The following is a 2,146-nucleotide window of genomic DNA, read 5'->3' on the forward strand; positions in this document are numbered from 1 at the left end:
GGCAACCGCATGGCTCTTCGTCGCCTCGATACAACTCTTCACTCGCCGCATCGCAAGGCTATGAAATTATGAACGATAATTTTGAATCAGACTCTTAAATCGGCGCATCAAACGCTTGAGCCTCGCGTTACATTTGCATGGCGTAGTATCATGCAATACTTTCGTAGTTTAGCAGATACAGTAGAAAAATCGGCGAGGCACGAGCTTTTCAATTTCCTAGGCGTCTTACCTGAAGAGGTGGGAAAAAATGGCGCCGTTCCAGAAACTGGCGGCGAATCGCCTTATCCGGGATCACTACTCCCGGAAGCCCATTCAGAATTTCCTGCGGGTTATAAGCTTGTGTCATTTTACGTCACGCCAAAAGCACTCCTGCGGCGTGCCTATGTTTTGCGGCGCGATGGCTGGATGGACTCCGAGGGCCTTTACCAACGCATGATCGACAAAAAGAAGATACGCTCTATTCGCACTCATCTAAAAGAAAAAAGGCGTGTATTTGTAAATAATGTTGTTGTCACCCTCCCGCATGATACGCGACTAGACGATGATAGCGGCATCGATATTGATCCCGCTGCAATAGATAAGACCAAGCCTGTAAGCGTAAAGCTAAGGGACAGGCCCAATTCTGTCGGAATTATCGACGGACAACATAGGATTTTTGCATATTATGAGGGAGTTACAGACGATGCCGACATAGCAAATTTTAGAGATCGGCAGAATATGTTGGCGACGGGCATAATTTATCCAAAAGATGAGTCGGACGCGAAGAAGCAAGAGTTCGAAGCTCAATTGTTCTTAGAGATAAACTCGACACAGAACTCCGCAAAGTCCGATCTCAAACAAGCTATCTCCGTCATCGTTCGGCCTTTCTCCGACGAATCCATCGGGAAACGCATCGTAAGCCGCCTGTCCAGAGAAGGTGCGCTTGAGGGACTGTTACAGAAGAGCTACTTTGATGTCGGCGTTCTTAAGACTTCTTCGATTGTTTCGTTCGCGCTCGCCCGGCTGGTAAGAATCAGTGGAGATGAATCGCTTTTCAAGCATGTAAAGCCGGAAATGGCGGCGGCCATCCTAAAGGGCGATCTTGGAGCTCTTAGCGAGTATGTCGATTTCTGTAGCAGCGAGCTGAGAAAATTTCTCGGCGCCGCGAAAGCTAATCTCGACAGTCAGAAATGGGAGATTAAAACGAAAAAGGGCAGCGGTGTCCTGACGGTGACAACGGTAAACGCTTTCATCATTTTGTTTAGAAAGGTCGTCGAGCGGGACGGCCCGGCAGATTTTGACCACTACAAAAAGAAACTATCAGGTCTGTCTGGCTTCAAGTTTGGGAGCTACCATTCTAGCCAGTATAATCGGATGGCCGATGCCATGCTGAAAAACGTGTATGACGCCTGACGGCTTGAAGGCAGAAGGCACCACTCGCCCCCACACCATGCTACACTCACACCCATGCGCGCCCGGAATCCCCTCTACGTCATGGCCAAGCCGCCGCCGGAGGTGCAGGCGGCGATCGCTGCGCTGCCGCGCAATGACCCGTCACGCGGGGTCCACCTACTCCATGCCACGCTCATCTCGCTCTACGACCTGCACTCTGCGCCGCCCGAGTGGCTGCCCGCGACCATCGCCGCGCTGGACAGCTTCGCCGCGGCGCCCTTTCCGCTCCGCTTCGACCGGATCGAGAATCGCAAGGCGGTGACGCTCCGCACCCGCGACCCGCTGACCGAAGCTCGCGCCTTCCAGAAGGCGCTGGTCGACCATCTGCTGCGCGAAAAGGCGCCGATCATGGACGGCACCACCCCCGAACCGCACATCACGATCAACTATCGCGGCGACCGGCTGAACGCACAGAAGATCCCGCCGATCGGCTGGACGGTGGGCGAAATCATCCTGACCGAAAGCATCGTGGGCCGGACCACCCATGTCGAACACGGCCGCTGGCCGCTCCGCGGCGGCGCGGGCTGACTTTTGGTTGCTTTTGGGGTGGTGGGCGGACCTTTGCTTTTTTCGTCATCCAGGACTTGATCCGGGACCCAGTCCACCGGCGTCGCGCTCAATGGACCCCCCTGAGTTCACAAACGAAGTGCAACACCTCAAGCAGGTGGTGCCATGTCGAGATACCGTCATTTATCGCTTGAGGAGCGCTGTTCGA

2 protein-coding genes are annotated in these 2,146 nt (G+C 54.1%); both read left to right on the forward strand.

Translation table 11 applies throughout. The annotated features are described in order from the left end of the window. Positions 1-150 precede the first annotated feature (150 nt). A complete protein-coding gene (locus tag CHB69_RS19525; RefSeq protein ID WP_089217557.1) occupies positions 151-1,392 on the forward strand; it encodes a DGQHR domain-containing protein in 1,242 nt (413 codons plus the stop codon). A 54-nt stretch (positions 1,393-1,446) separates the two neighbouring features. Then, the gene (locus CHB69_RS19530; protein WP_141134067.1) at positions 1,447-1,959 is read left to right on the forward strand and encodes a 2'-5' RNA ligase family protein; all 513 of its coding nucleotides are present in this window, start codon (positions 1,447-1,449) and stop codon (positions 1,957-1,959) included. Positions 1,960-2,146 lie beyond the last annotated feature (187 nt).

Origin of the sequence: Sphingopyxis indica, from assembly GCF_900188185.1 — a bacterium.
Taxonomy (GTDB): domain Bacteria; phylum Pseudomonadota; class Alphaproteobacteria; order Sphingomonadales; family Sphingomonadaceae; genus Sphingopyxis; species Sphingopyxis indica.